Source organism: Maribacter sp. 2-571 (genome assembly GCF_050589625.1).
GTDB lineage: Bacteria > Bacteroidota > Bacteroidia > Flavobacteriales > Flavobacteriaceae > Pelagihabitans.
This window is the reverse complement of the sequence record NZ_JBNGOP010000084.1, coordinates 1-732: the sequence shown is the minus strand read 5'-3', so window position 1 is coordinate 732 and position 732 is coordinate 1. Positions and strand designations below refer to the sequence as shown.

The 732-nt window shown below is 49.2% G+C and carries 1 protein-coding gene; it reads left to right on the top strand.

What is annotated here, in order from left to right:
• A partial coding sequence (locus ACRD7P_RS20975) for a condensation domain-containing protein (RefSeq protein ID WP_430909761.1) occupies window positions 1-732 on the top strand: 732 nt, incomplete at both ends.

The window sequence follows — 732 nt, the reverse complement described above, 5'->3', positions numbered from 1 at the left end:
ACTGGGGCTGGAACAAGTGGGCATTACCGATAATTTCTTTAAGATAGGGGGGGATTCCATTTTGGCGATGCAATTGGTACACAGGATCAATGAAGGGCAATCGATAGGAATTAAAGTTGCCGATCTGTTCAGGTCCCCTACCATAAAGCAGTTGTTGGCGGATACTACAAGCAAGTCATTAATTGCCATTCCCAAGCGTTCACAAAATATCGGTCCATTATCGTTTTCCCAGCAGCGTTTGTGGTTCATAGAGTCCTATGAGGGGGGTACGAACGCCTACCATATACCTATGGTATTGGCATTGTCCGATGCTATGGATATCCCGCTGTTGGAAAAGGCGGTCCGATCGGTTGTTAGGCGTCACGAGGTCCTTAGGAGTGTCATTGTACAAGGATCGGAGGGGCAGTGGCAACAGGAGGTCAAGGAGGCCCCATTGGCTATCGGTCATTATAAATACGGTCTACCCGAGTATACCGTACAGTTACGATCGGACATGGACCGTCCATTCGATCTGGAGAAGGAGTATCCGCTGCGGGTGTGTTTTTATGAGGTCTTGGACAAAGAAGGGGAAAGCGAGCGCTATGTTTTGATGATGATGCACCATATCGCCGGTGACGGTTGGTCGATGGAAGTCTTTGCAAGCGAACTGGACAGTTATTACAAGGCGTATACCTCGGGCGATACCGCCTTTGAACTGCCGGAACTACCGATCCAGTACAGCGATTATGCCGT